Annotated in this window: 22 protein-coding genes; all 22 read left to right on the forward strand. The window is 45.9% G+C overall.

The features are described from left to right. Positions 1-853, forward strand: an 853-nt coding sequence (gene hag, locus BTR1S_RS09395; protein ID WP_061781673.1) for a flagellin Hag, incomplete at its 5' end; no start/stop codon positions are given. A 180-nt stretch (positions 854-1033) separates the two neighbouring features. Then, entirely contained in the window at positions 1034-1375 is a 342-nt protein-coding gene (gene flaG / locus BTR1S_RS09400; RefSeq protein WP_006639251.1) for a flagellar protein FlaG, read from the forward strand. An 18-nt stretch (positions 1376-1393) separates the two neighbouring features. Continuing rightward, entirely contained in the window at positions 1394-2875 is a 1482-nt protein-coding gene (locus tag BTR1S_RS09405; RefSeq protein ID WP_006639250.1) for a flagellar hook-associated protein 2, read from the forward strand. 21 nt (positions 2876-2896) lie between these two features. Continuing rightward, positions 2897-3298, forward strand: coding sequence for a flagellar export chaperone FliS (gene fliS / locus BTR1S_RS09410; RefSeq protein ID WP_006639249.1), 402 nt, complete (start codon positions 2897-2899; stop codon positions 3296-3298). Next, on the forward strand, positions 3298-3639 hold the full coding sequence (gene fliT, locus BTR1S_RS09415; protein WP_006639248.1) for a flagellar protein FliT: 342 nt from the start codon (positions 3298-3300) through the stop codon (positions 3637-3639). The genes fliS and fliT overlap by 1 nt, the downstream gene beginning before the upstream one ends. 9 nt (positions 3640-3648) lie before the next feature. Continuing rightward, the gene (locus BTR1S_RS09420) at positions 3649-4026 is read left to right on the forward strand and encodes a DUF8042 domain-containing protein (RefSeq protein WP_006639247.1); all 378 of its coding nucleotides are present in this window, start codon (positions 3649-3651) and stop codon (positions 4024-4026) included. Between the two features lie 310 nt (positions 4027-4336). After that, positions 4337-4897 carry a ribosome hibernation-promoting factor, HPF/YfiA family gene (hpf, locus tag BTR1S_RS09425; protein WP_006639246.1) on the forward strand — a complete coding sequence of 187 codons (561 nt, stop codon included), beginning with the start codon at positions 4337-4339 and terminating at the stop codon, positions 4895-4897. 162 nt (positions 4898-5059) lie between these two features. Next, entirely contained in the window at positions 5060-7585 is a 2526-nt protein-coding gene (secA, locus tag BTR1S_RS09430) for a preprotein translocase subunit SecA (RefSeq protein ID WP_006639245.1), read from the forward strand. Positions 7586-7645: 60 nt separating this feature from the next. Next, positions 7646-8747, forward strand: a protein-coding gene (gene prfB / locus BTR1S_RS09435; RefSeq protein WP_100244896.1) for a peptide chain release factor 2 whose coding sequence is annotated in 2 segments (ribosomal slippage) — positions 7646-7717 and positions 7719-8747 — 1101 coding nt in all. Because the reading frame shifts where the segments join, the coding sequence is not laid out codon by codon here. Positions 8748-8951: 204 nt separating this feature from the next. Further along, the gene (locus BTR1S_RS09440) at positions 8952-9806 is read left to right on the forward strand and encodes a YitT family protein (protein WP_029419576.1); all 855 of its coding nucleotides are present in this window, start codon (positions 8952-8954) and stop codon (positions 9804-9806) included. A 46-nt stretch (positions 9807-9852) separates the two neighbouring features. Further along, entirely contained in the window at positions 9853-10176 is a 324-nt protein-coding gene (cccB, locus tag BTR1S_RS09445) for a cytochrome c551 (RefSeq protein ID WP_006639242.1), read from the forward strand. Between the two features lie 359 nt (positions 10177-10535). Beyond that, positions 10536-11222, forward strand: a complete 687-nt coding sequence (gene ftsE / locus BTR1S_RS09450) for a cell division ATP-binding protein FtsE (RefSeq protein ID WP_006639241.1) — start codon at positions 10536-10538, stop codon at positions 11220-11222. After that, positions 11215-12105 (forward strand): permease-like cell division protein FtsX, encoded by an 891-nt coding sequence (gene ftsX / locus BTR1S_RS09455; protein ID WP_006639240.1) that lies wholly within the window; start codon positions 11215-11217, stop codon positions 12103-12105. The genes ftsE and ftsX overlap by 8 nt, the downstream gene beginning before the upstream one ends. An 88-nt stretch (positions 12106-12193) precedes the next feature. Continuing rightward, complete coding sequence (locus tag BTR1S_RS09460) at positions 12194-13462, forward strand: murein hydrolase activator EnvC family protein (RefSeq protein WP_006639239.1); 1269 nt, start codon at positions 12194-12196, stop codon at positions 13460-13462. A gap of 155 nt (positions 13463-13617) precedes the next feature. Further along, positions 13618-14676 carry a tartrate dehydrogenase gene (locus BTR1S_RS09465; RefSeq protein WP_006639238.1) on the forward strand — a complete coding sequence of 353 codons (1059 nt, stop codon included), beginning with the start codon at positions 13618-13620 and terminating at the stop codon, positions 14674-14676. Positions 14677-14815: 139 nt separating this feature from the next. After that, complete coding sequence (gene ctpB / locus BTR1S_RS09470; RefSeq protein WP_029419575.1) at positions 14816-16252, forward strand: carboxy-terminal processing protease CtpB; 1437 nt, start codon at positions 14816-14818, stop codon at positions 16250-16252. Positions 16253-16608: 356 nt separating this feature from the next. Beyond that, positions 16609-16962, forward strand: a complete 354-nt coding sequence (gene swrA, locus BTR1S_RS09475) for a swarming motility protein SwrAA (RefSeq protein WP_034326694.1) — start codon at positions 16609-16611, stop codon at positions 16960-16962. A gap of 339 nt (positions 16963-17301) precedes the next feature. Then, positions 17302-18471, forward strand: coding sequence for a PDZ domain-containing protein (locus tag BTR1S_RS09480; protein WP_087962539.1), 1170 nt, complete (start codon positions 17302-17304; stop codon positions 18469-18471). A 126-nt stretch (positions 18472-18597) separates the two neighbouring features. Next, the gene (locus BTR1S_RS09485; protein WP_006639234.1) at positions 18598-18891 is read left to right on the forward strand and encodes a DUF5316 domain-containing protein; all 294 of its coding nucleotides are present in this window, start codon (positions 18598-18600) and stop codon (positions 18889-18891) included. A 123-nt stretch (positions 18892-19014) separates the two neighbouring features. After that, positions 19015-19248 (forward strand): CsbA family protein, encoded by a 234-nt coding sequence (locus BTR1S_RS09490; RefSeq protein WP_006639233.1) that lies wholly within the window; start codon positions 19015-19017, stop codon positions 19246-19248. Between the two features lie 180 nt (positions 19249-19428). Further along, positions 19429-21414, forward strand: coding sequence for an excinuclease ABC subunit UvrB (uvrB, locus tag BTR1S_RS09495; RefSeq protein WP_006639232.1), 1986 nt, complete (start codon positions 19429-19431; stop codon positions 21412-21414). Positions 21415-21421: 7 nt separating this feature from the next. Next, positions 21422-24295 (forward strand): excinuclease ABC subunit UvrA, encoded by a 2874-nt coding sequence (uvrA, locus tag BTR1S_RS09500; protein WP_006639231.1) that lies wholly within the window; start codon positions 21422-21424, stop codon positions 24293-24295. Positions 24296-24380: the final 85 nt, after the last annotated feature.

Below are 24380 nucleotides of genomic sequence, written 5' to 3' on the forward strand. Positions count from 1 at the left end.
AGGTCTTAAAATCAACCGTGCGGGAGATGACGCAGCAGGTCTTGCAATCTCTGAAAAAATGAGAGGTCAAATTCGCGGTTTAGAAATGGCTTCCAAAAACGCTCAAGATGGTATCTCTCTTATCCAAACTGCTGAGGGAGCATTGACTGAAACTCATGCGATTCTTCAACGTATGCGTGAGCTTGTTGTTCAAGCGAACAACACAGGTACACAAGATACTACTGATCTTGGTGCAATCCAAGATGAAATCAATGCACTGAAAGAAGAGATTGGTGGATCAACTAAGGCCGGTGCAAGTAAAGGTATCTCTGACCGTACACAATTCAATGGTAAAAACCTTCTTGATGGCACATTCAATTCTACTGACGGAGAAAAACTACAATTCCAAATCGGAGCAAACAGTGGCCAAACGATTTCAGTTAATATCGAAAGCATGGCCGTTGGTAAGATCGGAACAATCGTTGATCCAGCTGATGCTACAAAAAACTTCACTGTTGAGCAAATCGATGTTGTAGCACTAACTGGTAAAGTAGACGAAAAAGGAACTGATATTTCAGCTGATCCTTCAGGATTCACTTTTGACAAACAATTAGGTGCGATCGATAATGCAATCAAACAAGTATCAACTCAACGCTCTAAACTCGGTGCAGTCCAAAACCGTCTAGAGCACACAATCAACAACCTTGGTGCATCTTCTGAGAACTTGACAGCAGCTGAGTCTCGTATCCGTGACGTTGACATGGCGAAAGAAATGAGCGAGTTCACAAAGAACAACATTCTTTCTCAAGCTTCTCAAGCAATGCTTGCTCAAGCGAACCAACAGCCGCAAAACGTGCTTCAATTGTTACGTTAATTGCATAAAAAGATCTTGGCTTTGGCCAAGGTCTTTTTTTATTGAATGGCAAACAGGAATCCTCCAAGGTGGATTCCTGTTATTTTGATTTTAAAATAAGTTTTTTCCATAAATTTATTAAAATCTATCACTGGCTTAGCCGATATAAATTTTAGATCATAGCATAGGGGATGGTAAATAATGTCGATCGGGAGACTGACATCTTTGGAACCTATTATTGATGCTTACAAGACACAGATGACGAACAGGCAGCAAGAAGTTTCGGAAGAAGTGCAGGCGGCTGACATGGATGGTTTTTCATTTCCGCAGCTTGAAAAAACGGTCCAGGGAGCAAACAAGCTTTTGGAGCCTTCCCAAGTCCATCTCCAGTTTGAGCTTCATGAAAAACTGGGCGAGTATTATGTGAAGGTTGTGGACAATCAGACGGATGAAGTGATTCGGGAAATTCCGCCGAAAGAGTGGCTTGATTTTTATGCGGCCATGGCAGAGTTTATGGGTTTAATTGTCGATAAAACAACATAGAAGAGGAGTGTTTGGCATATGGTAATGAGAATTTCAGGTTTGGCTTCAGGAATGGATATAGACGATATCGTCAGTAAATTGATGAAAACAGAGCGCGCGCCGCTTGATAAGCTGAAACAAAAGAAACAGCTTCTTGAATGGCAGCGGGACAGCTACCGTGAAATCAATACGAAAATTAAAGACTTGCAGGAATCGATCAATAAAATGCTCCGCCCAAGTACATACGGCGCGAAAAAGGTGACAAGCTCTAACGAATCTGCAGTCACTGCGACAGCAACGACAAACTCGGCCTCTAGCACAATTCAAGTGAACAAGCTGGCAACTGCAGCAACCTATAAGTCTTCCGACATTTCAGGCTACACGGGAAGTGACCAGACGCTCACCTTTCAGGTGACAGCTCCTGGCGAAACTACAGCGAAGAAGGTTGAAATCAGTGTAAGCAGCACGGATACATTGGATAACATTGTTTCAAAATTAAACAGCTCCGGTCTAGGTGTTACTGCGATTAAAGATAAGATTTATAACGGATCCGAATATGTAGAGACGATCGCCTTAACATCCAAAGCGACAGGGGCGGGCGGCAGCATTCAAGCCGCTGATGCCGCGACGGCAAGTTTCATGACAGACCAGCTCGGCTTTGCGCTTGATGCCGACAACAAGCTGACGGCCAGCCAAGCGGGCCGAAACGCAGAAGTCGTCATCAACGGATTGCAAATGGAGAAAACGTCAAATAACTTCACTGTCAATAATGTAACCTATACGCTGAAAAATGAGACGGCCAGTCCTGTTTCACTAGATGTATCAACAGACGTTGACGGCATTTATGAATCGATCAAGGATTTTGTCACAAAGTACAATGAATTGATCGATATGGTCAACGGCAAGCTGACTGAGGAAAAATACCGCGATTATACACCGCTGACAGATGAACAGAAGGAAGATATGACAGATAAACAGGTCGAGCTTTGGGAAGAAAAAGCGAAAAGCGGGCTGTTAAGAAACGACACTATTTTAAGCGGCGCCACCAACCAAATGCGGACTGACTTCTATTCAAGTGTTTCCGTCAATGGAGAATCTTTGCAGCTTACCCAGTTCGGTATTACGACTTCAAGCTCTTACAGTCAGCGCGGTCATCTAGAAATCAATGAAGAAAAGCTGAAAGCGAAAATCAAGGAAGATCCCGACAGTGTGGCTAATTTGTTTATCGCAGGAACGAGCAGCACTGAGAATGATAGCGAAAAAGGCATCGTAAGACGGCTTCAGTCTGTTTTAACAAATACGAAGAAACAGATTGAAGAAAAAGCCGGAAACTCTAATATGTCGACAAACGATTATTCAATCGGGAAAAATTTAAACCGGGTCGCTTCCGATATTTCGACATGGACGGATCGTCTCACAAAAATTGAAGACCGCTACTATTCGAAATTCACAGCGATGGAAAAAGCGATTCAAAGAATGAACGAACAATCGACATATATATCGCAAATGCTAGGACAATAACCGTAATCTGGAGGATTAAGAATGGCTTTGAACAATCCGTATGCTGCTTATCAGCAAAATTCGATTAATATGAAAAGCCCGGGGGAACTGACGCTCATGCTGTATGACGGCTGCCTGAAATTCATGAAGCTGGCCAAACAGGCGATGGAGCAAGGGGATATGGAAATGAAAAATACGAACCTTGTCAAAGCGCAAAAGATCATCCAGGAGCTGAATTTGACCTTAAACCGGGAAGTGGAGCTGTCCCAATCAATGGGTGCGATGTATGAGTATATTCACCGCCGTTTAATCGAGGCGAATATCAACAATGACCAGGATATTGTGAGTGAAGTCGAAGGATATGTGAATGACTTCCGCGATGCCTGGAAGCAGGCGATTCAAATCGAACGGCAAGGCCGGTACGGAACAGGCGGACGAGCATAATGAACAGGACAGCGCTCTTGTACAGTGAAACCAAAAACATGCTGGCCAAGGTGAAGGATGCTCCTGAAAGCGATGAGCTGCTTCAGTCGATTGAAGAATTTCTCCAGAAACGCGAAGGCTTGATCAATGAGATCAAGCCGCCGCTTTCTGAGGAAGAAAAGCTGAAGCTGGAACAGGTGCTTGAATTGGAGCCGCTGGTGATGACCGAATTGAAAAGATTGCGGCAAGACGTCAAAAACGAGCTGCTTCTGGCGAAGAAAAAACGATCTCTGCATCAGACGTATAGAAATCCATATAACAATATGACGATCGACGGTACGTACTACGACAGGCGCAAATAGGTGATAGTTTTGACGAGCACCGGGGATTATATGCTTTTATCAACTTACTACCAACTTCTGTTTACTATCGAGGAGGGGCTGTGCTATTTAGTCGAGGCTGATCAGGATTTTGCCAAAACAGAAGGCGAACGGATCTTCCATGATCTCATCTATGCATTTTTTCAAATCGATTCATCGCATGCCCTTCTTCTTTCGATTATGAAGACGAGCTGTGCCGAGTCCTCCATCCGTTCTTTTGACAGAGTCTTCCGTGATTTCGACAGCCTGATCGATTGCTCTTTTCCTTCCGGCGAATTTCAAAACTACTTGCAAAACCGTTTTTTGCCTCTTTATCGAAGCTGGATGGATGCGATTCATCAATGTATGAAGCCGTTCGTCATTCATTAATTTTGGGAATCGAAAGAGTAGATGGAAAACAAGTCTGCCTTGCAGACGTCAGTTTGACCATTGGGGCATGATTGCCCCTTTTTTTGATCAAGGAAGCCGAGGGATTTCAGGAAAGCGGCAGAACTGTTCTGATTTCTGCCGTCCCTGAATATACTTAGAATTCTATAAAGGGTTACCTCTTCACATCTTTGGGACAAACTTCGTCAAAATTCACGAATTTTTCACAAAATTTTTATGTTTGTGCAGGAATGACGAAGGGAAAAGGCGAAATATATTTACATATCCTTAATATAAAGGAGGCGTTCTTTTGATGGAGTTCAACGTCAGAGGAGAAAACATTGAGGTGACAGCAGCATTAAGGGAACACGTCGAGAAGAAAATTGGAAAGCTGGGACGTTATTTTGAAAATGATGTCGATGCGATTGTCCAAGTCAACTTGAAATTCTACAATGATCAGGAATCCAAAGTTGAAGTGACAATTCCAATGATAGACCTCTCTCTCCGTGCCGAGGTTCATCACGAAGATATGTACAATGCAATCGATCTCGCAGCAACCAAACTCGAACGTCAAATACGCAAACATAAAACAAAAGTGAACCGGAAATTCCGTGAAAAAGGTTCACCAAAGCACTTGTTTGCGGAAGGAAACGGCATCGGCACAGCTGTGCAGGAAGAAACCGATGAAGAACAGCCTCAGGTTGTCCGTCAAAAACGATTTAATTTAAAGCCGATGGATAATGAAGAAGCGATTTTGCAAATGAACATGCTTGGCCACGACTTCTTCGTATTCACGAACGCCGAAACCAATCTGACCAATGTGGTCTATCGAAGAAATGACGGAAAGTACGGTTTAATTGAACCGAATGAATAGAAGATAACCAAATCCCTCTCGGTCTTCCCGCAGAGGGGTTTTTTTCCGCATCCGCACGGTAAATTGTTTGGAAATGACAAAAGGTGTGATATGATATTGCATATATGAAAATCACTGTTTGCTGTTGACTAAACAAGGAAATTTACAGAGGAGCGTTATTCTATGCTTGGAATTTTAAATAAAGTGTTTGATCCGACTAAACGCACGCTCAGCCGTTATGAAAAGAAAGCGAATGAGATCGATGCGCTCAAGGCCGATATGGAAAAACTTTCAGATGAGGCATTGAAAGATAAAACCATCGAATTTAAAGAGCGTCTTGAAAAAGGTGAAACACTTGACGACCTGCTGACAGAAGCATTCGCCGTCGTCAGGGAAGCCTCCCGACGGGTAACCGGTATGTTCCCGTTCAAAGTTCAGCTGATGGGTGGTATCGCCCTGCATGAAGGAAACATCGCTGAAATGAAAACCGGGGAAGGTAAAACACTGACCTCCACGATGCCTGTGTATTTAAACGCGCTTTCCGGAAAAGGCGTTCACGTCGTGACTGTCAACGAATATTTGGCAAGCCGCGATGCTGAAGAAATGGGCCAGATCTTTCAGTTTCTCGGTCTGACTGTCGGCTTGAATCTGAACAGCTTATCAAAAGACGAGAAGCGTGACGCGTACGCTGCCGATATTACGTATTCAACGAATAATGAGCTTGGTTTTGACTATTTAAGGGACAACATGGTTCTTTATAAAGAGCAGATGGTGCAGCGTCCGCTTCATTTTGCGGTCATCGATGAGGTGGACTCCATCCTGATCGATGAAGCGAGAACACCGCTGATTATTTCCGGCCAAGCGGCGAAATCGACAAAGCTTTACGTCCAGGCGAACGCGTTTGTCCGTACGCTGAAAGTTGAGCAGGACTACACGTACGATATTAAAACAAAGAGCGTTCAGCTGACTGAAGAAGGAATGACAAAAGCCGAGAAAGCGTTTGGCATTGAAAACTTGTTCGATGTGCGCCATGTGGCGCTGAACCACCATATTGCGCAGGCGCTTAAAGCGCATGTGGCGATGCATAAAGATGTTGACTATGTTGTTGAAGAGGGACAGGTCATCATCGTCGATTCGTTTACGGGCCGTCTGATGAAGGGGCGCCGCTACAGCGACGGACTTCACCAGGCCATTGAAGCGAAGGAAGGGCTTGAAATTCAAAACGAGAGCATGACGCTTGCAACGATCACCTTCCAAAACTACTTCCGTATGTACGAAAAACTGGCCGGTATGACAGGTACGGCGAAAACGGAAGAAGAAGAATTCCGCAACATCTACAACATGCAGGTTGTGACGATTCCGACGAATAAGCCGGTGATCCGTGATGACCGTCCGGATTTGATCTACCGCACCATGGACGGCAAATTTAAAGCCGTGGCTGAGGATGTCGCCCAGCGCTACATGGTCGGTCAGCCGGTTCTTGTCGGGACGGTTGCGGTCGAAACGTCTGAATTGATATCCAAACTGCTGAAAAACAAGGGAATCCCGCATCAGGTTCTAAATGCGAAAAACCATGAGCGCGAAGCCCAGATTATTGAAGACGCCGGTCAAAAAGGCGCGGTGACGATCGCGACAAACATGGCGGGACGCGGTACGGACATCAAGCTTGGCGAAGGCGTTAAAGATCTTGGCGGATTGGCAGTTATCGGTACGGAGCGCCATGAATCACGCAGGATCGATAATCAGCTGCGCGGACGTTCAGGCCGTCAGGGTGATCCTGGTATTACCCAATTTTATCTTTCAATGGAAGATGAATTAATGAAACGGTTCGGGGCCGAGCGGACGATGGCTATGCTCGACCGCTTTGGAATGGACGATTCAACGCCGATTCAGAGCAAAATGGTGTCAAGAGCGGTGGAATCTTCACAGAAACGGGTGGAAGGAAACAACTTTGACGCCCGTAAACAGCTGCTTCAATATGACGACGTTCTTCGTCAGCAGCGGGAAGTCATTTATAAACAGCGCTTCGAAGTCATTGATTCGGATAACCTCCGTTCAATCGTGGAGAATATGATCAAATCTTCGCTTGAGCGCACTGTTGCATCATATACTCCAAAAGAAGAATTGCCTGAAGAATGGAATCTTGACGGTCTGGTCGAACAGATCAATTCGAATTTCCTCGATGAGGGCGCGCTTGAGAAGAGCGACATTTTCGGAAAAGAGTCTGAAGAAATTACAGAGCTTGTCTTTGACCGAATCAAAACGAAATATGATGAAAAAGAAGAGCGTTTCGGCTCTGAACAAATGCGCGAATTTGAGAAGGTCATCGTGCTCCGCGAAGTGGATACGAAATGGATGGACCACATCGACGCGATGGATCAGCTTCGCCAAGGTATCCATTTGCGTGCATATGCCCAGACGAACCCGCTCCGCGAATATCAGATGGAAGGCTTTACTATGTTTGAAAACATGATCGCCGCCATTGAAGATGATGTCGCAAAATTCGTCATGAAGGCTGAAATCGAAAACAACCTTGAGCGCGAAGAGGTTATTCAGGGACAAACGACGGCCCATCAGCCGAAAGAAGGCGATGAGGCGAAGCAGGCTAAGAAAAAACCGGTCCGTAAAGCGGTCGATATCGGACGAAACGACCCTTGCTACTGCGGAAGCGGAAAAAAATATAAAAATTGCTGCGGAAGAACAGAATAAAAAGAGGGATGCACCTCTTTTTATTTTGACCGTACTGAATTTCATGATGAGGTGAAGGAAATGGAATTAACTGAAATCAGACAGGAACTTGAAAATATGGCTTCTCGATTAGCGGACTTTAGGGGGTCTCTTTGACCTCGAAGCAAAGGAAGCAAAAATAGCCGAGCTGGAAGAAAAAATGGCTGACCCGGATTTTTGGGGAGACCAGCAAAAGGCGCAGACGATCATTAATGAAGCGAACGCTTTAAAGGAATATGTGAACACGTATAAGGAATTAAGCGAGTCGCATGAAGAGCTGCAGATGACACACGATCTTTTAAAAGAAGATCCTGATGAAGACCTGCAAAATGAGCTCGAAAACGAACTGAAAAGCTTGACGAAGAAGTTTAATGAGTTTGAACTTCAGCTCCTGTTAAGCGAGCCTTATGATAAAAACAACGCGATCCTTGAGCTTCATCCCGGAGCCGGCGGAACAGAGTCGCAGGATTGGGGCTCGATGCTTCTCAGAATGTATACGAGATGGGCTGAACGCCGCGGATTTAAAGTGGAAACCCTTGATTACCTTCCTGGGGATGAAGCGGGGATTAAGTCTGTCACACTTCTGATTAAAGGCCATAACGCCTACGGCTATTTAAAAGCCGAAAAGGGCGTTCACCGGCTTGTCAGAATTTCTCCATTTGATTCCTCGGGGCGCAGGCACACCTCGTTCGTGTCCTGCGATGTCATGCCTGAATTCAATGAGGAAATCGATATCGAGATCAGGACCGAGGACATCAAGGTTGATACGTACCGGGCGAGCGGAGCCGGCGGTCAGCACGTCAACACGACAGACTCTGCCGTCCGGATTACCCACTTGCCGACAGGCGTCATCGTGACATGCCAAACAGAACGTTCTCAAATTAAAAACCGCGAACGCGCCATGAAAATGCTGAAGTCGAAGCTGTATCAGCGGCGGATTGAAGAGCAGCAGGCGCAGCTCGATGAAATTCGCGGCGAGCAAAAAGAAATCGGCTGGGGAAGCCAAATCCGTTCCTATGTCTTCCACCCGTATTCTCTTGTCAAGGACCATAGAACCAATACGGAAATGGGGAACGTCCAGGCTGTTATGGACGGTGACATTGACTCCTTTATTGACGCGTATCTGCGTTCTAAACTTTCGTAAATATAAGAGCACATCCGATGGGATGTGTTCTTTTTTTGCGGGTAAACCTGCTGTCAGTTGTCCATCCTAAGGTCGAGGTCCATGTGGACGGCCTTTTTTCCTCTGCCGCTTTATCCGATTAATACGTTATTTGGCTGTTATTTACTTACAATAGGCTACATGCTATACTCTCGATGGTATTAGACTTGGCGGGGGATGACAGAAATGACATTTAATAAAACGAGACATCATTTTTTTGCGGTTATGCGCGATTATAGCTATATTCTGATCGGTTCGGCGATTGTCGGAGTGTCATTTAATATGTTTTTGCTCCCCAACCGGATTGCAGCGGGCGGGGTCAGCGGAATCAGTACGATTTTGCAGACGTTTGGCTTTGAAGCGGCTTATGTGCAGTGGGCTTTTAACATCCCTTTATTTATAGCCGGCGTCCTGATACTCGGAGGAAAATTCGGGCTGAAAACGCTTGTGGGTTCAGTTTTTCTCCCGCTTGTCGTTTATTTGACGCGGGACATCAGTCCGGCGACCCACAATGCCCTCTTGGCAGCCATATTCGGCGGGGTCGGGATCGGAACCGGAATCGGAATGGTTTTCCTTGGAAGAGGTTCGACTGGCGGTACGGCGCTGGCAGCACAAATCATTCATAAATTCACCGGGCTGTCCCACGGAACATGTCTGGCATTGATTGACGGAATGATCGTGCTGTCGGCAATGTTCGTCTTTACTATTGAGCAGGGGCTTTACGCGATGCTCGGCGTTTATATATCAAGCAAAACTATTGATGTTATTCAGGTCGGGCTGAACCGCTCAAAAATGGCGATGATTATTACAAACCGGGAAGAGGAAATTCGCAAAGCGGTGCTGGTGAAGATCGACAGGGGCATTACAAAGATCTCGGCAGTCGGAGGCTATACAGATGATGAACGTCCCATTCTGATGTGTGTCGTCGGGCAAACCGAGTTCACAAAGCTGAAACAACTGGTAAAACATATTGATGAATCTGCTTTTGTCATTGCCATGGACGCTTCAGAGGTGCTCGGTGAGGGTTTTAAACGCGCGTAATCAAGGTTATAATAGTGGTTGATCTGTTAAAGGAGCTGACCTCAAAATGAAAAAGAAGCTGTTTACTCTGTTTTTAGGTGTTTCTTTTGTTCTTGCCGCCTGCGGAGGAAATAACGAAAGCAAAGACAACAATACAGGCGGACAGACGACTGCAAAAGACGGCGAGGAAATTTATCAGCAAAACTGCACCGGCTGTCATGGAAAGGATTTGGCCGGCGGTTCCGCCCCAAGCCTGAAAGAAGTCGGAGGCAAGCTTAAAGAGAGTGAAATCAAGGATATCGTTGAAAACGGCCGCGGCGGTATGCCAGGCGGACTTGCAAAGGGAGAAGAGGCTGAAGCGGTGGCAAAGTGGCTGGCAAAGAAAAAATAGCGGCTGCCTAAATGACGTTCCCGCTGAGCCTGGGGAAGGCGAAGGGACCATGTTCACTTTAATGTGAATATGGTCCCTTTTTCATTTGTAAAGAGTCTTTTTGACTATTTAAAAATGAGGGATTATCACGATTCACACCTTAAAAAAGGCCTAAAGTCCAAAGTTTTTGTCTGATTTTGCGTTTTTCCTATAACTTATGTCGGCATTGAAACAAAACTGTAATATCATTTTGTCTAATCATGACGTATAATGGGTGTTGTTGAAAAAGACAAGCATTTGCATTGACGTACATAAAGACAGAAAGCGACATACTTTCTCGAAGAGTATGACCGTATAAACATAAAAGATTAGGTGATTACATGATCGAAATGAAAGATGTGTATAAGACTTATTCCAACGGGGTGTCTGCGCTGAACGGAATAAGCATCTCAATACATCCCGGTGAGTTTGTTTATGTCGTCGGACCGAGCGGAGCGGGAAAATCAACTTTTATCAAAATGATCTACCGCGAGGAAAAACCGACCAAAGGGAAGGTTGTCATAGGCAATAAAAACCTGGCGCAGTTAAAAGAAAGAGAAATACCTTTTATCAGAAGAAAAATCGGTGTTGTATTCCAGGACTTCAAACTGCTTCCGAAGCTGACGGTATTTGAAAATGTCGCTTTCGCATTGGAAGTCATCGGCGAGCGCCCTGATGTCATCAGGAAAAAAGTGCTTGAAGTGCTTGATCTCGTTCAGTTAAAGCATAAAGCGAGACAATTTCCGGATCAATTGTCAGGCGGGGAGCAGCAAAGGGTCTCAATCGCAAGATCGATCGTCAACAGCCCGGACGTTGTCATCGCTGACGAACCGACAGGAAACCTTGATCCTGAGACATCCTGGGAAATCATGAAGACGCTTGAAGAAATCAACAACCGCGGAACGACGGTCGTTATGGCGACTCATAACAAAGAAATTGTTAACACCATGAAGAAACGGGTCATCGCAATCGAAGACGGAGTCATTGTGCGTGATGAAGCTAGAGGGGAGTATGGTTCGTATGATTAGAACTCTCGGACGGCATTTGCGCGAGAGCTTAAAATCTCTCGGAAGAAACACGTGGATGACTTTCGCATCCATCAGTGCTGTAACAGTTACACTCATCTTGGTCGGCGTATTTTTGGTCATCATGTTCAACCTTCTGAATATGGCATCAAACGCCGAAAAACAAGTGGAAGTCAAAGTTTTAATCGATTTAACTGCTAAACAGGATCAGAAACACACGCTTGAACAAGAGATTAAAAAAATATCAGAAATCAGCAGTGTTAAATACTCTTCAAAAGAAGAAGAGCTTAAAAACCTGAAAGACAGTTTTGGCGAGGATGGGAAAGTCTTTTCTATGTTTGATCAGGAGAATCCGCTAAACGATGCATATATCGTCAAAACAACGGATCCCCAAGACGCTCCTAAAGCAGCCAAAAAAATCGAAAAATTAGATAATGTTTATAAGGTAACCTACGGGAAGGAGAATGTGGACCGCCTGTTCAACATCAGTAATGTCGCCAAATTCATTGGAGGCGTACTGGTCGTCGGATTGCTGTTTACGGCCATGTTCCTCATCTCAAATACTATTAAAATCACAATTTTCGCGAGACGCAAAGAAATTGAAATTATGAAGCTTGTAGGCGCCACAAACTGGTTTATCCGCTGGCCATTCTTTATTGAAGGCCTGCTGCTGGGAGTCTGCGGTGCAATTATTCCGGTCGCTTTGTTGCTCTCAACCTATGATTATGTTGTTCAATGGATCGCACCGAAAGTTCAGGGAACGATTATCGAACTGTTGCCATACAATCCGTTTGTTTTCCAGGTTTCCGCCGTGTTAGTGCTGATCGGAGCACTCATCGGCGTATGGGGCAGCTTGATGTCTATACGGAAATTCCTAAAAGTATAGCCGGCTTGTTCTTCAGCCGGCCCTATTTTTCATGCTGGGACCTGTAAAAGCTGGATCCCTTGATTCTGAAGGCAAGGAGGAACCAAGGTTGAAAAGAAAGTTTATGACGCTGGGCTTAACCGCTTTACTCGGAACGTCGGCTGTTTTGCTTCCGTTAAAAAGCAACCAGGCTTCAGCATATGAAGACCTGGAGAAAAAAAAGAACGACGTCCAGAGCAAGCAGTCAAAAAACCAGACAAAGCAGGAAAAGAAGAAGCAGGAGCTTTCAGAGCTTGAATCAAAGGAAGCAAGCCTGAAAAGCGAGATTGAGAAAATAGACGGTCAAATGACTGATACGAATGAAAAACTGGAAAAGAAGAACGAAGAAATCGACAAGACGAAAAAAGAGATTGAAGAGCTGAAAGCACAGATTCAAGAGCTGAAAGAAAAAATCGAAAAGCGGAATAACATATTGAAGGACAGGGTTCGTTCCATTCAGGAAAACGGCGGTTCCAACCAATACATAGATGTTCTGCTGGGGGCAGAAAGCTTTGGTGACTTCATCAGCCGGGCCGGGGCTGTTTCAACAATTGTTGAAGCGGACAATGTTTTAATAGAAGAGCAGAAAAAGGATCTTAAGCTTGTTGAGGAAAAGGAAACGAAACTGAATCAGGATCTTCAAAGCCTTGAAAAAGCGCTGAAAGATCTGGAAAAATTAAAAAAGACGCTTGATGATCAGCAAAAGAAAAAATCGAAAGTGATGAAAAAGGTGAAGCATGATAAAGATCATGCCCACGCGGAGCTTGGTTCCCTTGAGAATGAAGCTGAGATTCTAAAGCGCCAGGATGAAGCGATTAAAGCCGAAGAAGCGTATAGAAAGAAGCAGGAAGCCGAAGAGCGGCGCAAAGCCCAAGAGGCTGCATCACAAAATTCCGGTAATTCAGAGGCTTCTTCATCCAAGCCGTCCGCTCCGAGCAGTTCAGGGTTTATCCGTCCTGCTGCAGGCACATTTACATCAGGATTCGGAAACCGTTCTCTCGGAAACCATTTCGGTGTTGACATTGCCAAGCGCGGCTCTGGTGTACCGATCTATGCGGCTGCATCAGGAACGGTTTACAACGCCCATTATTCGTCAAGCTATGGAAATGTCGTGTTTATTACCCATAATATCAATGGACAGACATATCAAACAGTTTATGCCCACATGTCATCCATAAAAGTTCACACGGGTCAGCGTGTCGAACAGGGCCAAATCATCGGGACAATGGGCAATACAGGCCAGTCCTACGGCCAGCATTTGCATTTTGAAATTCATAAAGGCCTGTGGAACAACGCGAAATCCAACGCTGTTGATCCGGCAGACTATATACCGCTGTAAGGCACGAATTGCCGGCTCGGTCATATTGACCAGGCCGGCTTTTTATTTTTCCTCCAAAATTTCTTTTCTGAATGTCTTGTCAGTACGCAGGACGGGGTATAGAATGAAAATGAAACAGTCGACCGTCGACAAATTAAAAAGTGGGGGATGAACTGATGAAAGGGTTCAGTATTGCGAGTATACCGGGAGACGGTGTGGGGAAAGAAGTAGTTCCTGCTGCACAGCGTGTTTTGAAAGCGATTTCAGATGTTCATGGCGGCCTGTCATTTGAATTTACAGAGTTTCCATATAGCTGTGAATATTATTTGGAACACGGGAAAATGATGGCTGATGACGGATTGGAGCGGCTGAAGGAATTTGACGCGATATTCTTGGGAGCGGTCGGCAACAGTCTGCTTGTTCCAGACCACGTGTCTTTATGGGGGCTCCTGATTAAAATAAGACGCGAATTTGAACAGGTGATCAACATCAGGCCTGCGAAGCTTTTGCAGGGGATCAGGTCTCCTCTGGCGAATCCCAACGATTTTGATCTGCTTGTCGTACGGGAGAACAGTGAAGGCGAATACAGCACTGTCGGCGGAAAAATGTATCAAAACGAAGATCAGATCGCGATTCAAAATAATGTGTTTTCAAGAAGGGGAACGGAGAGAGCGATGCGTTTCGCTTTTGAGATGGCGGCCAAGCGGAAAAAGCATGTCACAAGTGCGACAAAATCAAATGGAATCGTCCATTCAATGCCTTTCTGGGACGAGGTATTTCAATGTACGGCAAACGATTATCCTGAGATCGCAGCAGATTCACAGCATATTGATGCACTGGCTGCTTTTTTTGTCACACAGCCTGAGAGATTTGACGTCATTGTTGCCAGCAACTTATTCGGAGATATTTTGACTGACATCGGAGCGGCGATCATGGGAAGCATTGGAATTGCGCCCGCAGCAAACATAAATGTCAACGGCAAATATCCTTCCATGTTTGAACCCGTTCACGGTTCCGCTCCGGATATTATCGGAAAAGGAATTGCCAATCCAATCGGCCAAATCTGGACGGCGAAGCTGATGCTCGACCACTTTGGCGAAGAAGAGCTTGGAAGCAAGCTGCTGGATGTAATTGAAGACGTTTTGAAAAGCGGGTTTTTAACACCGGACATCGGAGGGACAAGCACGACTAAGGAAGTGACAGATGAAATCATCAAGCGTCTGAAAAGCCTGTAAAGAAAACTAAGAAAGCTGCCGGAAATCATTTCGGCGGCTTTTTTAGTTTCTTTATTAGAAAATCAATTACATAACAAAGCATTTTTGACGCATACTACATCAAGCAACAAAAAAGTGGAGCCAGATGAGGAGGTATAGGATGAATCAGAAGTTGATGCGGCTCATCGTTGCCATAAGTCTGCTATGCGGTTTAATAGCGGGAATCGACCTCAATACATGGCATGACGATATACCGAAAGCTGCAGCGGCTGCGGGTGGCAGAGACGCAGCCAAAAACGATGCGATGGAGAAGATTGAGAAAGCATACGATCTGATCTCGAATGAATACGTAGAGCAGGTAGACAAGGAAAAGCTGCTGGAAGGAGCCATTCAAGGCATGCTTTCCACATTAAACGATCCCTACTCCGTCTATATGGATAAACAGACCGCAAAACGGTTTTCCGATTCTCTTGATTCCTCCTTTGAAGGAATCGGGGCAGAAATAGGAATGGAAGACAGAAAGATCATTATCGTCTCTCCTTTCAAAAGATCTCCGGCGGAAAAAGCCGGACTTAAGCCGAACGATGAAATTATCAGTATTGACGGCGAATCGATGGCGGGAAGGGATCTGAATGATGCTGTATTAAAGATCAGAGGAAAAAAAGGCTCGACGGTTACGTTGAAGGTTCACCGTCCGGGAATGAGGGATCAGCTTACATTTACGATCAAACGCGATGAAATACCGCTTGAGACCGTTTTTGCCTCGATGAAAAGAGTGAAGGGCAAGCCTGTCGGCTATATCGCGATTTCTTCTTTTTCCGAACATACGGCCAAGGATTTTACGGCAGAGCTGAAAAAACTTGAGAAAAAGGGAATTGATGGTCTTGTGTTAGATGTCAGGGGCAATCCTGGCGGATATTTACAAAGTGTTGAAGACATTTTAAAACATTTTGTGACAAAAGATCAGCCGTATATTCAAATTGCTGAGAGAAACGGCAATAAAAAACAATACTTCTCCAAATTGAAAGAGAAAAAACCTTATCCTGTAAGCGTAATTACGGACAAAGGCAGCGCATCTGCGTCTGAAATTCTCGCCGGGGCTTTAAAAGAAGCATCCGGGTATCATGTCGTGGGTGACCCTTCCTTCGGAAAAGGCACCGTTCAGCAGGCTGTCCCGATGGGCGATGGAAGCAATATCAAATTGACGCTTTATAAATGGCTGACGCCAAAAGGAAATTGGATCCATAAGAAAGGCATTCAGCCGACGGTTCCGGTCAAACAGCCATCCTATTTTTCGGTAGGGCCGGTTCAGCTGAAAGAGCCCCTTAAAACTGATATGAACACTCGCGAAATCAAACGGGCGCAGCTGCTGTTAAAAGGCCTGGGCTTTGATTGCGGGCGGTATGACGGCTATTTCAATGAAGGAACAAAAAAGGCTGTTGCTGCGTTTCAGGCGCAAAACAAACTGAAAAAGTCTGGAGTTATTGACCAAAAAACGGCAAATACTTTAAATCTCCGAATTGAGGAAAAAAAGCTGGATGAGAAAAATGATCTGCAGCTTCAAACCGCATTAAACGTGTTGTTTACAAAAAAGTGAGGGCAAGGATATCCTCACTTTTTTTTATTCTCAGAAAATAAATTCTCAATCTTTTTACCTAAAATTTTTGTTTTTTCATAAAAAAAACATTCAGAATGAATAAGAAATACCCGATAACATTAATATATGGGAGACTTTATAAGCATGTAAACATGCAGTGAAAATGTAACTTTTGCAAGTTGTATTAACAGACGAAAGTTTTTAAAATAAGAAATAAAGCTTTCTAAATTATAATGTGTGCATTTTTTTTGCGGAGAATGTTAGCGCTGTTTGCGTTCTTCGTCTCTGTTTGGTGGAGTCGTCTAGCGCTTGCGCTTTTCTTTTCTTATATATAAATAAAAAATGGGGGTACACGATTGAAAAGGGCAAGTATTGTGAGAGAGAAAAAATACTATGAATTAGTGGAGCAATTAAAAGTTCGATCACAAGACGTTACGTTTTCCGCTACAAAGGCAGTAGGATTGCTTATGCTGTTCAGCAGATACCTCGTTAACTACACTTCTGTTGAAAGTGTGGATGATATCAATGAGGACTGCGCGGAACTTTATTTCAACTATTTAATGGACAACCATAAGCGCTTGGGCATCAATTTAACAGATATTAAACGTTCCATGCAGCTGATTGGAGATATCTTGGATGTCGAGGTGAATCACTACTTAAAAGACTTTTCTTTGTCCAATGTGACGCTTTGGATGAGTCAGGAAAAATAAACCCGCGTTTACCATACCCAAGCATTTTATTATTTGTTAGAATAATAATAAAATGCACCAGCTTGTCTGAAGGCGCTTGCATGCGTCCGCGAATGCAAAAGACAATTCGCCCGGCGGCTGCAACATGACGAAAGGCTAAGCGGCCGCCGGCTCAGGCGCTCCTGTCTGAAAGCCGCACGTCATCTCCTTCCGCAGCCGCCAGGACAAGCTGGCTTTCTCAAAATATCCAACGTGTAAAAGCTGTCGTTTTACAGATGGTTTTTATATGTTTGGTTTTAGGCGGTGAACGTTTCCTTGTCAGTTGAAGATACTCTAATTGAACTTTTAAAAGGAGCAGGAATGTTCTTTTTGCATCCGCTCTTCTATTTTATGATGATCATGAGTCTTGCTTACGGATATGCCCGGATCAAACGTGAAAGAAAAACATTTCATACGCGCATTGAAGATATACATGATGAATTCAAGTTTACATATTCTAAAGGGCTGTTGGCGGGTATCCTCTTGTCGATTGTCTCTTTCGGCTTGGGGATTCTGCTCCCTTTCGGAATGGTCGTCTTGATAGCGGCGGTGACCGCGATATCAGCCTTGACATTCAGACAGAGCCTGCTGTCATCGGCATATACGCTTGGACTGAGCATGGTGATCGGCTTCTGTTTCGATTATTTCAATCCGGAAGCGGCTGATGCCGTTCTTCCGCAGCTGTCCCTTGCCAATTGGTCTGCGGCTGCCGTTTTGCTCGGCCTTCTTTTGATAACAGAAGGGATATTGGCTTATAAAACGGCTCATGTGAGGACCTCTCCGTCGATCGTGATGAGCAAGAGAGGGCTTCCGATCGGACAGCAAATTGCGGGACGCACCTGGCTGTTGCCATTGTTTATTCTGATCCCGGGCGATGCGATCCAATCATCTGTTCCGTGGTGGCCGGTTTTGACATTCAATGGAGACGCCTTTCAATTATTATGGATTCCGTATATTATCGGCTTTGGCCAGAGAGTGCAGGGATCGCTTCCGAGCGAAAGCATCAAAATTACGGCAAGGCGGATCAGCATTCTCGGCGTCATCGTTTTGCTGATAGCTGCCGGGAGCATATGGTGGGCGCCGCTTGCCGCAGCCGCGGCAGGAGCCGCTATAGCGGGGAGAGCCTTTTTAACATGGAAACAGCGGGTTAACGACAATTCCGCTCCGTTTTACTTTTCAAAAAGAGATCAGGGGCTGATGGTGCTGGGCATCATTCCGAACACGCCGGCTGCAGATCTCGGCCTTCAGATTGGCGAGATCATCACGAAGGTCAACGGTACGGAAGTGAAAAATGTTGCGGATTTTTATGAAGCTCTTCAAAAGAACCGCGCCTTTTTCAAGCTTGAAGTGGTCGGCTTGAACAATGAGGTTCGTTTTGAGCAGAGGGCTTCATATGAAGGAGAGCACCATGAGCTCGGAATTATTTTTGTGAAAGAGGAGGGCTTTCCGTCTGGTCGAATTGAAGCTGCCGCATCTGAGGAAACCTTATAGCATATACCTAGAAAAAGCGTCATAGCAGGGCGCTTTTTCTTTGCTTCAATAAACCTTTTGCTTGTCATGTTCCGATCCGTTTGACCAGGGAAATCGGTATATCTTAAAAAAAGGAGAATGATAAAGATGAAGATGGCTTTTCTGGCCGGTCTTGCTGTTTGTCTCGTTTCGATAACGGCCTCCCTTGCGACGGGGGATTTGATGCTTGTCTTCAGAATTTCAGGGACGGCCGGTCTTGGCGCCGGGCTTCTTTCTGCTTTATTTTCGGGTGTGTTTATCAGCGGAGACCGTTTGAGGGGAAACCATCATTCGGAAACGCAGGAGCACAGAAAGGCGAATCACAAGACATCGAATGCCCTCGCTTTTTTCGCAATCCCCAATCTGCTGGCGGCGGGAATCTCATTCTTTTTTGCCTTTTAATGGGGCACTATCGAATAGCGCCGCTTTAAGGTGGGTAATATAAAGAAGTGAGTGTCTTGGTTTGTCCGTTTCTTTGTTCTTTAATATAATCAAATAAGATCAAGAAACGTGAGGGGGGTTTTTGTGTTTACAAAAGCCGTTTTTGCACTAATTTTTCCGTTCTTGCTTGTTTTGTTTTTTACAAGGGTGACCTATAACCATTATGTCGGAATCGCTCTTACCGCCGCTTTATTGTTTGCTTCCTATTTGAAAGGCTACACAGAAACCTTTTTTATTGTAGGACTTGATGTTGTTTCTCTTGTTGCCGGAGCGTTGTATGCCGCCAAAAAGGCGGGCGAAAAGAAGGAAGAGTCATAGAACCTTGGATTGTTTGCCGCGAAGCCCTGCTTTTGATCATAAAAGGAGGGGTTTTTTGATAGGACCGGAAAGGCCGTTTTTGTAGAAAAAATACGAAAACCGAACTTTAGTTCGTATTTTTGGTTTGATTGTGTTAAAATAATGAACAGGAAGATTTCGTAAGGAAACGGAGGCTTTTTTGTGAAAGACCGCTTTGAATTAGTCTCAAATTATCAGCCCCAGGGAGATCAGCCGAAAGCGATTGAACAGCTCGTTAAAGGCATAGGGGAAGGCAAAAAGCATCAAACGCTTTTGGGCGCGACCGGTACGGGAAAAACGTTTACCATTTCAAACGTGATTAAAGAGGTCAATAAACCGACCCTTGTCATTGCCCACAACAAGACGCTTGCCGGGCAGCTGTACAGCGAATTTAAGGAGTTTTTCCCCAACAATGCCGTCGAGTATTTTGTAAGCTATTATGATTACTATCAGCCTGAGGCCTATGTTCCGCAGACTGATACGTTTATTGAAAAAGATGCCAGCATTAATGATGAAATAGATAAATTAAGGCACTCGGCCACATCGGCACTTTTTGAACGCAAAGATGTCATCATCGTGGCGAGTGTCTCTTGTATTTACGGTTTGGGTTCTCCTGAGGAGTACAGGGAACTGGTGCTCTCTCTGAGAACGGAAATGGAAATCGAACGAAACGAGCTTCTCAGAAAGCTCGTCGATATCCAATATGCGCGAAACGACATCGATTTTCAGCGCGGAACATTCAGGGTGCGCGGCGATGTCGTCGAAATTTTCCCGGCGTCAAGGGATGAACATTGCATCCGGGTCGAGTTTTTCGGGGATGAAATCGAGCGCATCAGGGAAGTGGACGCCCTCACTGGCGAAATTTTGGGAGAGCGCGAACATATCGCAATTTTTCCGGCTTCCCACTTCGTAACGCGCGAAGAAAAAATGAAAAAAGCGATCATAAACATTGAAGCGGAGCTTGAAGAGCGGCTCAAGGTGCTGCGCGACGAAGGCAAGCTTCTCGAGGCCCAGCGTCTGGAGCAGCGCACGAAATACGATCTGGAAATGATGCGGGAAATGGGCTTCTGTTCAGGGATCGAAAACTATTCGAGACACTTGACGCTACGTCCGGCGGGATCCACTCCTTACACGCTGCTCGATTATTTTCCGGATGACTTCCTGATGGTCATCGATGAGTCGCACGTCACCATTCCTCAGGTCAGAGGGATGTATAACGGCGACCAGGCGAGAAAGCAGGTTCTCGTCGACCACGGGTTCAGGCTTCCTTCGGCTTTGGACAACAGGCCGCTGAGGTTCGAGGAGTTTGAAAAACACATTCATAACATCGTGTATGTATCGGCGACGCCTGGTCCTTATGAGCTTGATCATACTCCTGAAATGGTTGAGCAGATCATCCGGCCGACCGGGCTGCTTGATCCGATCATTGATGTAAGGCCGATCGAGGGACAGATCGATGATCTGATCGGGGAAATCCGCCAGAGAATCGACCGGAATGAGCGCGTGCTTGTCACAACACTGACGAAAAAGATGTCCGAGGATTTGACGGATTATCTGAAGGAGATCGGAATAAAGGTTACATACCTGCATTCCGAGATCAAAACGCTTGAACGGATCGAAATCATCCGTGATCTCCGCCTTGGCAAGCATGATGTCCTCGTCGGCATCAACCTGTTAAGGGAAGGTTTGGACATTCCGGAGGTTTCGCTCGTGGCGATACTGGATGCCGATAAAGAAGGCTTCCTCCGTTCTGAGCGCTCCTTGATCCAAACGATCGGCCGGGCGGCAAGAAACGCCGACGGCCGGGTCATTATGTACGCGGATAAAATCACGAATTCCATGGAAATCGCGATCAATGAGACGAAGCGACGCCGCGAGCAGCAGGAGGCATTTAACAGGAAACACGGCATTACACCGAAAACGATCAACAAAAAGATTCGCGATGTCATCCGTGCGACCTATGCGGCTGAGGATCAGGAAGAATATAAAGTGAAAGAGGAACCGAAGCTTTCGAAAATGACGAAGAAAGAGCGGGAAAAAGTAATCGCCCAGATGGAGCACGATATGAAGGAAGCTGCAAAAGCGCTTGACTTTGAACGTGCCGCTGAGCTTCGGGACTTGCTTCTAGAGTTAAAATCGGAAGGGTGAATTGAATATGGCAATGGAACGAATAGAGGTGAAAGGAGCAAGGGCGCATAATCTGAAAAACATCGATGTCTCCATCCCCAGGGATAAGCTTGTCGTTTTGACTGGCCTTTCCGGGTCAGGGAAGTCCTCCCTTGCGTTTGACACTATATATGCTGAAGGACAGAGACGCTATGTCGAATCTCTTTCCGCATATGCCCGCCAGTTTTTAGGGCAGATGGACAAACCTGATGTAGACGCGATCGAAGGCCTTTCTCCCGCGATCAGCATCGATCAGAAAACGACAAGCCGGAATCCCCGCTCAACAGTCGGAACGGTAACGGAAATCTATGATTATCTGCGTCTTTTGTATGCCAGAATCGGAAAGCCGGTTTGTCCGGTGCACGGGATCGAAATCACATCGCAGACGATCGAACAGATGACAGACCGGATTTTGGAATATCCGGAGCGGACAAAGATTCAAGTGCTTGCGCCGGTCGTCTCGGGACGAAAAGGATCGCACGTCAAAGTCCTGGATCAAATCAGGAAGCAGGGCTATGTGAGGGTCCGCATCGACGGAGAAATGAACGATCTTTCTGAAGAAATCGAGCTTGAAAAAAACAAAAAGCATTCGATTGAAGTGGTCGTCGACCGCATCGTCGTCAAAGAAGGCGTGACTGCCCGTCTGACAGATTCACTCGAAACCGCGCTCCGCCTTGGCGAGGGCCGGGTCATTATCGATGTGATCGGCCAGGAAGAGCTGCTTTTCAGCGAGCATCATGCCTGCCCCCACTGCGGCTTTTCGATTGGAGAGCTGGAGCCGAGAATGTTTTCTTTTAACAGTCCGTTCGGCGCCTGTCCAAGCTGTGACGGCCTGGGATCAAAGCTTGAAGTCGATGTGGAGCTCGTCATTCCGAACGATGAGCTGACGCTGAAGCAGCACGCCATCGCGCCTTGGGAACCGCAGAGTTCTCAATACTATCCAAAGCTGCTGGAAGCGGTGTGCAGTCATTATGGAATTGATATGGACGTGCCTGTGAAAGAGCTGCCGAAACACCATCTTGACAAGATTCTCTACGGCAGTGACGGTGAACAGGTTTATTTTAAATATGAAAATGACTTTGGACAGGTCCGTGAAAATTATATTGAATTTGAAGGCGTCATCCGCAATATCGAAAGACGCTATAAAGAAACAAGCTCAGACTATATCCGCGAGCAGATGGAAAAATACATGGCCAATCAGCCTTGTCCTTCATGCAAAGGATACCGGCTGAAAAAAGAATCGCTGGCCGTCCTGGTTAACGGCCTTCATATCGGAAAGATCACAGATATGTCGGTGGCGGACGGACTTCAGTTTTTCCGCAGTCTGGAGCTGTCCGAAAAAGATATGAAGATCGCCAATCTGATTTTGCGGGAGATTGAGGAAAGGCTCGGATTTTTAAATAATGTCGGACTGGATTATTTGACGCTCAGCCGGGCGGCGGGTACCCTTTCCGGAGGGGAGGCGCAGCGGATCCGCCTCGCGACGCAGATCGGCTCAAGGCTGACCGGCGTCCTTTACATCCTTGATGAGCCGTCAATCGGGCTTCATCAGCGCGACAATGACCGCTTGATTGACACGCTGAAAAATATGAGGGACATTGGCAACACATTGATTGTCGTTGAACATGATGAGGATACGATGCTTGCCGCCGATTATTTAATCGACATCGGACCCGGAGCGGGTGTTCACGGAGGCGAAGTCATTTCGGCGGGAACTCCTGAAGAAGTCATGAACGATGAGAAATCATTGACAGGACAATATCTGTCAGGGGAAAAATTCATTCCTCTGCCGCTTGAACGGAGAAAGCCCGACGGACGCTATATCGAAGTAAAAGGGGCAAAGGAAAACAATCTGAAAAATGTTTCCGTTAAGTTTCCGCTTGGCGTGTTTGCCGCTGTCACCGGTGTTTCCGGTTCAGGCAAAAGCACCCTCGTCAATGAAATTCTGCACAAAACGCTTGCCCAAAAACTGCATCGTGCAAAGGCCAAGCCGGGGGAATTCAAGGAAATCAAGGGGATCGAGCACCTCGATAAGGTGATTGACATCGACCAGTCCCCGATCGGCCGGACGCCGAGGTCAAACCCTGCCACATACACGGGCGTGTTTGACGATATCCGGGATGTGTTTGCCCAGACAAACGAAGCAAAAGTCAGAGGCTATAAAAAAGGGCGCTTTAGCTTCAACGTCAAAGGCGGCCGTTGTGAAGCATGCAAAGGCGATGGAATCATCAAAATCGAAATGCATTTTCTCCCGGATGTATACGTGCCTTGCGAAGTCTGCCACGGCAAACGGTATAATCGGGAAACGCTGCAGGTGACATACAAAGGAAAAAATATTTCTGACGTGCTTGACATGACGGTTGAAAATGCGGTGCAGTTTTTTGAAAATATACCGAAGATCAAGAGGAAGCTTCAGACCTTATATGACGTCGGTCTTGGCTATATTAAGCTCGGACAGCCTGCGACGACGCTTTCAGGCGGTGAAGCGCAGCGCGTCAAACTTGCGTCTGAACTGCACAGAAGGTCAACCGGCCGATCCCTCTACATTTTGGACGAGCCGACGACAGGTCTGCATGTAGATGACATCGCAAGGCTTTTGGCCGTTCTCCAGCGGCTGGTCGAAAACGGCGATACCGTGCTTGTCATTGAACATAATCTCGATATTATTAAAGCGGCCGATTATTTGATCGATTTAGGTCCTGAAGGCGGTGACGGCGGCGGAACCATTGTTGCCGCCGGCCCGCCGGAAGATGTCATCAAAGTCGAAACTTCCTATACAGGCCGTTATTTAAAGCCGATCATCGAACGCGACAAAAACAGAATGAAAAAACGGCTTCAGGAGAAAGAAGCCGTCAGACCTTGATAAGCGAAGCTGTCGACGCAACGTCGGCAGCTTTTTCGAATCGCTTCAAATTGTTCAAGCGATTTTCATTGCGCTTTCAAGAAAT

The sequence above is a fragment of the Bacillus sonorensis NBRC 101234 = KCTC 13918 genome (genome assembly GCF_001592005.1).
Classification (GTDB): domain Bacteria; phylum Bacillota; class Bacilli; order Bacillales; family Bacillaceae; genus Bacillus; species Bacillus sonorensis.